Genomic DNA, 6,792 nt, shown 5'->3' on the forward strand with positions numbered 1-6,792 from the left:
GGCGGTGACGGACCTCGTCTCGGTGACCGTGGTCGGGCCCGGCCTCGCGTTCGCCGACTGCTGGGCCACGGCCGCGTTCGCGATGGGCGCGCGGGAGGGCCTGGCCTGGCTGGAGTCCCTGCCGGACGTGGAAGGGCTGCTGATCACGGCGGACGACGAGGTGCGGTGCACCGGGGGCCTCGGGGCGTGGCCGGGGTGAACGGCGGCCGGGCGGGGCGCGGGGAACCGCGCACCCGGCACTCCCGCGCCGCCGCCTCCCTCAGTGGCCGTTCTGCGCCAGCCGCAGCAAGTGGTCCGCCAGGGCCTGGCCCCCGGTGGGATGCCGGCTGATCAGCAGCAGGGTGTCGTCGCCGGCGATCGTGCCCAGGATGTCGTGGAGTTCGGCCTGGTCGATGGCGGAGGCGAGGAACTGCGCGGCGCCGGGGGGCGTGCGCAGGACCACGAGGTTCGCCGAGGCCTCCGCGGAGATCAGCAGCTCCTGGGAGAGCCGCCGCATCCGCTCCTCCTTCGCCGACTCCCCCAGCGGGGCGCGCGGGGTGCGGAACCCGCCCTCGCTCGGCACCGCGTAGATCAGGTCGCCGTCGGTGTTGCGGATCTTGACCGCGTTCAGCTCGTCGAGATCCCGGCTGAGCGTCGCCTGCGTGACGCTCAGCCCGTCGTCGGCGAGCAGCTTCGCCAGCTGGCTCTGCGACCGCACCGGCTGCCGGTTGAGGATGTCCACGATCCGGCGGTGCCGTGCGGTGCGGGTCTGCGGTACGGCGGGCCCGGCCCCCACGCCCTGCTCGTGGTCCTGCGCCTCGCTCATCGTCGTCTCATTCTCCGGATCGTCCGTCCCCGTCCACGGGGTCCGCTGCGTCGAGGATGCCGGGCAGCGCCCGGAGCAGCGCGTCCACCTCGTCGTCGCGCAGATTCAGCGGCGGCATGAGCCGTACGACGTCCGGGGCGGGCGCGTTCACCAGGAACCCGGCCTCCTGGGCCGCCGCCTGCACCTGCGGCGCGCGCGGCCCGGTGAGCACGATACCCAGGAGCAGGCCCGCACCCCGGACACCGTGGACCAGCGGGTGGCCCAGCGCCTCGATTCCCTGCCGCAGCCGCTCGCTCTGCCGCTTGACGTTGTCCAGCAGGCCCTCGGCCTCGATGGTGTCGAGCACGGCGAGTCCGGCGGCGCAGGCGACCGGGTTGCCGCCGAAGGTGGTCCCGTGCTGGCCCGGCCGCAGCAGTTCGGCGGCCCGGCCGAAGGCCACGGTCGCGCCGAGCGGCAGCCCGCCGCCGAGCTGCTTGGCGAGGGTGACGACATCGGGCAGCACGCCCTCGTGGGCCTGGTACTCGAACCAGGTGCCGGTCCGGCCGATGCCGGTCTGCACCTCGTCCAGGACCAGCAGCGCGCCGGTGGCGGCGGTGATCGCGCGGGCGGCCTTGAGATAGCCGGCCGGGGGCACGACCACGCCGTTCTCGCCCTGGACCGGCTCGACGACCACCAGGGCGGTGTCCTCGGTGACCGCGGCGGCCAGCGCCTGGGCGTCGCCGTAGGGGACGTGGGTGACCTCGCCGGGCAGCGGCCGGAACGGGTCCTGCTTGGCGGGCTGGCCGGTGAGCGCGAGGGCGCCCATCGTCCGGCCGTGGAAGCCGCCGTCGGTGGCGACCACATGGGTGCGCCCGGTCAGCCGGCCGATCTTGAAGGCGGCCTCGTTGGCCTCGGCACCGGAGTTGCAGAAGAAGACCCGGCCGTCCCGGCCGAAGAGGCGCAGGAGCCGTTCGGCGAGGGCGATGGTGGGCTCGGCCATGAACAGGTTGGAGACGTGGCCGAGGGAGGCGATCTGCCCGCTGACGGCGGCGACGACGGCGGGGTGGGCGTGGCCCAGCGCGTTGGTGGCGATACCGCCGACGAAGTCCAGGTACTCCCGGCCCTCGGCGTCCCACAGCCGGGTGCCGACGCCGCGGACGAGGGGCAGGCGCGGGGTGCCGTAGTTGTTCATGAGCGCGCCCTGCCACCGCGCGGTCAGTTCCTGGTTGCTCATGACTCCCCCTGTTCGTCCGGCACGACCATGGTGCCGATGCCTTCGTCGGTGAAGATCTCCAGCAGGATCGAGTGCTGGACCCGGCCGTCGATGACCCGGGCGGTGTGCACGCCGTTGCGCACGGCGTGCAGGCAGCCCTCCATCTTGGGCACCATGCCGGAGCTCAGGTCGGGCAGCAGCTTCTCCAGCTGGGAGGCGGTGAGGCGGCTGATCACCTCGTCGGAGTGGGGCCAGTCCACGTAGAGCCCCTCCACGTCGGTGAGGACCATGAGGGTCTCCGCGCCGAGAGCGGCGGCGAGTGCCGCGGCGGCCGTGTCGGCGTTGACGTTGTAGACGTGTCCGTCGTCCTCGGAGCGGGCGATGGAGGAGACGACCGGGATGCGGCCGTCGGCCAGCAGGGCCGCTATGGCGCCGGTGTCGATGGCGGTGATCTCGCCGACCCGTCCGATGTCCACCGGCTCCCCGTCGATCTCGGGGGTGTGCCGGGTGGCGCTGATGGTGTGCGCGTCCTCGCCGGTGAGGCCGACGGCGAGCGGGCCGTGCCGGTTGAGCAGGCCGACCAGCTCGCGCTGCACCTGCCCGGCGAGCACCATCCGTACGACGTCCATGGCGTCCTCGGTGGTGACGCGCAGGCCCGCCTTGAACTCGCTGGCGATACCGTGCCGGTCGAGGGCGGCGCTGATCTGCGGGCCGCCGCCGTGCACGACGACCGGCTTGAGGCCGGCGTGGTGCAGGAAGACGACGTCCTGGGCGAAGGCGGCCTTCAGTTCCTCGTCCACCATGGCGTTGCCGCCGAACTTGATGACGACGACCCTGCCGTGGTGCCGGGTGAGCCAGGGCAGCGCCTCGATCAGGATGCGGGCCTTGGGCAGCGCGGTGTGCTTACGGGTTGTCATGAGGAGTAGGCGCTGTTCTCGTGGACGTAGTCGGCGGTCAGGTCGTTGGTCCAGATGGTCGCGGTCTCGGTGCCGGCGGCCAGGTCGGCGACGATGTGGACCTCGCGGTAGCGCATGTCGACCAGGTCGCGGTCCTCGCCGACGGAGCCGTTCCTGCACACCCAGACGCCGTTGATGGCGACGCCCAGCCGGTCGGGTTCGAAGGCGGCCCGGGTGGTGCCGATCGCGGAGAGCACCCGGCCCCAGTTGGGGTCCTCGCCGTGGATCGCGCACTTGAGGAGGTTGTTGCGGGCGATGGAGCGGCCCACCTCGACGGCGTCCTCCTCGCTCGCGGCGTTGATCACCTCGACCTTGATCTCCTTGCTGGCGCCCTCGGCGTCGCCGATGAGCTGCCGGCCGAGGTCGTCGCAGACCTGGCGTACGGCCTCGGCGAACTCGTCGTAGTCGGGGGTGATCCCGGAGGAGCCGGAGGCGAGCAGCAGCACGGTGTCGTTGGTGGACATGCAGCCGTCGGAGTCGACGCGGTCGAAGGTGACCCGGGTCGCCGCGCGCAGCGCCTTGTCCAGCACCTCGCTCTCCAGGTCGGCGTCGGTGGTGAGGACGACCAGCATGGTGGCGAGGCCGGGGGCGAGCATGCCGGCGCCCTTGGCCATGCCGCCGACGGTCCAGCCGGACCGTGTCTCCACGGCGGTCTTGTGGACGGTGTCGGTGGTCTTGATGGCGATGGCGGCCTTCTCGCCGCCGTGCTCGCTCAAGGCGGCGGCGGCCGTCTCCACGCCCTTCAGGACCTTGTCCATGGGCAGCCGGACGCCGATGAGGCCGGTGGAGCAGACGGCGACCTCGACGGCGCCCCGGCCGAGCGCCTCGGCGGTCTTCTCGGCGGTGGCGTGGGTGTCCTGGAAGCCCTTCGGTCCGGTGCAGGCGTTGGCGCCGCCGGAGTTGAGGACGACGGCCGAGACCTGGCCGCTCTTGACCACCTGCTCCGACCACAGCACCGGGGCCGCCTTGACGCGGTTGGAGGTGAAGACGCCCGCGGCGGCACGGCGGGGCCCGTTGTTGACCACCAGGGCCAGGTCGGGGTTGCCGTTCTCCTTGATCCCGGCGGCGACCCCCGCCGCCGTGAATCCCTTGGCTGCCGTGACGCTCACTGCATCTCCTCGTTCGCTTCTCCGCCCGCGCAGCGCAGCGGTGCGGCCATCGTCGTCGTCTGCGGCCCGGTGGCCGCACGCGCGTCGCTCACGGTGCGACTCCGATCGTGGAAAGCCCCGTGGTCTCGGGGAGACCGAGGGCGATGTTCATGCTCTGGACGGCACCGCCGGCGGTGCCCTTGGTCAGGTTGTCGATGGCGCTGATCGCGATGACGCGGTCCACCGCGGCGTCGTAGGCGACCTGCACCTGGACGGCGTTGGAGCCGTGGACGGACGCCGTGGCGGGCCACCGGCCCTCGGGGAGCAGATGGACGAACGGCTCGTCGGCGTACGCCTTCTCGTAGGCGGCGCGGACGCTGTCGGCCGTCACCCCGGCGACGGCGGACGCGCTGCACGTGGCGAGGATCCCGCGGGGCATCGGGGCGAGGGTCGGGGTGAAGGAGACCCGTACGGGCTCCCCGGCGACCGCGCTGAGGTTCTGGATCATCTCGGGGGTGTGCCGGTGGCCGCCGCCGACGCCGTACGGCGACATCGAGCCCATGACCTCGCTGCCCAGCAGGTGCGGCTTGGGGGCCTTGCCCGCGCCGGAGGTGCCGGACGCGGCGACGATCACCGCCTCGGGTGCGACGAGTCCGGCCGCGTAGGCCGGGAACAGCGCGAGGGAGACGGCGGTGGGGTAGCAACCGGGCACCGCGACGCGCTTGGACCCCTCCAGCGCGGCGCGGGCGCCCGGGAGTTCGGGGAGGCCGTAGGGCCAGGTGCCGGCGTGCGGGGAGCCGTAGAACCGCTCCCAGTCGGCCGGGTCCCTCAGCCGGAAGTCGGCGCCCATGTCGATCACCAGGACATCGGGGCCGAGCTGTTCGGCGACGGCCGCGGACTGGCCGTGCGGCAGCGCGAGGAAGACCACGTCGTGCCCGGCGAGGGCGTCGGGCGTGGTCTCGGCGAGCACCCGGCCGGCCAGCGGCGCCAGGTGCGGCTGGAGCGCACCGAGCCGCTGCCCGGCGTTGGAGTTCCCGGTCAGGGCACCGATCTCGACCTCGGGGTGCGAAAGGAGCAGCCGCAGGACCTCTCCGCCCGCGTATCCGCTCGCTCCGGCCACCGCCGCACGTACTGCCATGTCCATCCTCCTCTGGATGGCATGACTATACGTATCGCTGCACGTTTATGCAATGGACTTGGGGAGCATCACCCAGCGGGAGACGACGAAGGTGACCGGGATCGCCGCGGCGGACGCGACCAGCGGGGCGAAGCGGCTCCCGGCGTGCAGGACGTCCACGATCAGGTACACCCCGGCCGTCGTGATCACGAAGTTGGTGACGTTCGTCAGCGGGAACAGCAGGAATTTCCGCCAGGTGGGCGGGGTCCGGTAAGTGAAGCGGGCGTTGAGGAAAAAGGAACCGATCATGGCCAGCGTGAAGGCCAGGATGTGCGCCGCGAGATACGGCAGGCCGGTCAGGAACAACAGGTAAAGACAGTAGTAGGTCGCCGTATTGACGACACCGACCGCCGCGAAGGTCAGTATCTGCCGCATCAGGGAATGAGATCCTTCGTCCGTTCCACGTTGGTGGCCTTCACCAGGAAGTGCGGACGCCGCTTCACCTCGTAGTAGATGCGGCCGGTGTACTCCCCGATGACTCCCAGCATGACCATCTGGACGCCCGCGAGGGCGGTCACGGCGGTGATGATGGTCACATAGCCGGGCGTCTGCACGCCCTGGACGAGCGCGGCGCCCACGATCCAGGCGGTGTACACCCCCGCGCACAGCAGCAGGGTCACCCCGAGCCAGAGGGCGGCGCGCAGCGGGCGGTTGTTGAAGGACAGCAGGCCGTCGAGGCCGTAGTTGAGCAGTCCGCGCAGGTTCCAGGAGCTGCGGCCGGCCTCGCGGACGGCGTTCTGGTACTCGAAGGTGGTGCTCGGGAAGCCCACCCAGGCGAACAGGCCCTTGGAGAAGCGGTTGTACTCGGTCAGGTCCAGCACCGCGTCCACCACCCGGCGCGACAGCAGCCGGAAGTCCCCCACACCGTCCACGAGTTCGACGTCGACCAGACGGTTGACGAGCCGGTAGTACAGGCGCGCGGTGAGGGTACGGGTCAGCCGGTCGCCGGTGCGGGTGCGCCGGGCGATGACCTGGTCGTGGCCCTGTTCGCGCAGTTCGACCATGCGCTTGACCAGCGCCGGGGGGTGCTGGAGGTCGGCGTCCATGACGATCACCGAGTCGCCCGAGGCGTGCCGCAGTCCGGCGAGCAGGGCCGCCTCCTTGCCGAAGTTGCGGCTGAAGGAGACGTAGCGCACCCGGGCGTCGCGCCCGGCCAGCTCTTCGAGGACGGCGAGCGTGCGGTCCCGGCTGCCGTCGTCGACGTAGACGAACTCCATGTCGTGGCCGAGGGGCAGCAGCTCCTCGGCGACCTTCTGGACCTCCTCGTGGAAGCGGGCGAGGACGTCCTGCTCGTTGTAGCAGGGCGCGACGATGGATATCAGCATGGTGGTCTCCCCCTGGGCGCGATCAGTGAGCGGTGGTCGCCGGCTCGCGCGGTGATGTGGTCGTGGGCGCCGCCGGCGCACGTCGGCGGCGCAGAGCGGCTGCGGCGGTCAGCACGGCGAGGACGAGCAGCGAGGCGCCCCCGACCGCCGTGCCCAGCCGGAGGCCGGGCGGGTGGAAGGTGCAGGTCAGGCTGGTGGAGGCGGGGTCGAGGGGAACGGCGATCAGGCCGTGGTACTCCCCCGCCGGCC

Annotated in this window: 9 protein-coding genes; 1 reads left to right on the top strand and 8 read right to left on the bottom strand. The window is 71.9% G+C overall.

All coding sequences use genetic code 11. From position 1 onward, the window contains the following. A partial coding sequence (locus H5J33_RS18750) for an FAD:protein FMN transferase (RefSeq protein WP_181796086.1) occupies positions 1 to 199 on the top strand: 199 nt, incomplete at its 5' end. Positions 200 to 259: 60 nt separating this feature from the next. On the opposite strand, the gene H5J33_RS18755 is transcribed toward H5J33_RS18750, so the two are convergent. The 8 genes from H5J33_RS18755 to H5J33_RS18790 form a co-directional block, all read right to left on the bottom strand. Next, on the bottom strand, positions 260 to 805 hold the full coding sequence (locus tag H5J33_RS18755; RefSeq protein ID WP_030613671.1) for an arginine repressor: 546 nt from the start codon (positions 803 to 805) through the stop codon (positions 260 to 262). A 7-nt stretch (positions 806 to 812) separates the two neighbouring features. Then, positions 813 to 2,018 (bottom strand): acetylornithine transaminase, encoded by a 1,206-nt coding sequence (locus tag H5J33_RS18760; RefSeq protein WP_181796087.1) that lies wholly within the window; start codon positions 2,016 to 2,018, stop codon positions 813 to 815. After that, positions 2,015 to 2,914, bottom strand: coding sequence for an acetylglutamate kinase (gene argB, locus H5J33_RS18765; RefSeq protein ID WP_181796088.1), 900 nt, complete (start codon positions 2,912 to 2,914; stop codon positions 2,015 to 2,017). Before argB ends, H5J33_RS18760 begins: the two co-directional genes overlap by 4 nt. Then, a complete protein-coding gene (gene argJ, locus H5J33_RS18770) occupies positions 2,911 to 4,062 on the bottom strand; it encodes a bifunctional glutamate N-acetyltransferase/amino-acid acetyltransferase ArgJ (RefSeq protein WP_181796089.1) in 1,152 nt (383 codons plus the stop codon). Before argJ ends, argB begins: the two co-directional genes overlap by 4 nt. Before the next feature lie 88 nt (positions 4,063 to 4,150). Further along, positions 4,151 to 5,179 (bottom strand): N-acetyl-gamma-glutamyl-phosphate reductase, encoded by a 1,029-nt coding sequence (gene argC, locus H5J33_RS18775; protein ID WP_181796090.1) that lies wholly within the window; start codon positions 5,177 to 5,179, stop codon positions 4,151 to 4,153. A 45-nt stretch (positions 5,180 to 5,224) separates the two neighbouring features. Further along, a complete protein-coding gene (locus H5J33_RS18780) occupies positions 5,225 to 5,593 on the bottom strand; it encodes a GtrA family protein (RefSeq protein WP_181796091.1) in 369 nt (122 codons plus the stop codon). Then, positions 5,593 to 6,543: a glycosyltransferase family 2 protein gene (locus H5J33_RS18785; protein ID WP_181796092.1), complete on the bottom strand. Its 951-nt coding sequence runs from the start codon at positions 6,541 to 6,543 to the stop codon at positions 5,593 to 5,595. Before H5J33_RS18785 ends, H5J33_RS18780 begins: the two co-directional genes overlap by 1 nt. A gap of 22 nt (positions 6,544 to 6,565) precedes the next feature. After that, positions 6,566 to 6,792: hypothetical protein (locus tag H5J33_RS18790; RefSeq protein ID WP_181796093.1), on the bottom strand; the 227-nt coding region annotated here is incomplete at its 5' end.

It is taken from the genome of Streptomyces sp. WELS2, from assembly GCF_013870595.1.
Classification (GTDB): domain Bacteria; phylum Actinomycetota; class Actinomycetes; order Streptomycetales; family Streptomycetaceae; genus Streptomyces.

Bases quoted from the DNA above. Each gene is read 5' to 3' on its own strand.
- H5J33_RS18780 (WP_181796091.1), bottom strand. From the start codon at position 5,593: ATGCGGCAGATACTGACCTTCGCGGCGGTCGGTGTCGTCAATACGGCG.
- H5J33_RS18785 (WP_181796092.1), bottom strand. From the start codon at position 6,543: ATGCTGATATCCATCGTCGCGCCCTGCTACAACGAGCAGGACGTCCTC.
- argC (WP_181796090.1), bottom strand. From the start codon at position 5,179: ATGGCAGTACGTGCGGCGGTGGCCGGAGCGAGCGGATACGCGGGCGGA.
- argB (WP_181796088.1), bottom strand. From the start codon at position 2,914: ATGACAACCCGTAAGCACACCGCGCTGCCCAAGGCCCGCATCCTGATC.
- H5J33_RS18755 (WP_030613671.1), bottom strand. From the start codon at position 805: ATGAGCGAGGCGCAGGACCACGAGCAGGGCGTGGGGGCCGGGCCCGCC.
- H5J33_RS18760 (WP_181796087.1), bottom strand. From the start codon at position 2,018: ATGAGCAACCAGGAACTGACCGCGCGGTGGCAGGGCGCGCTCATGAAC.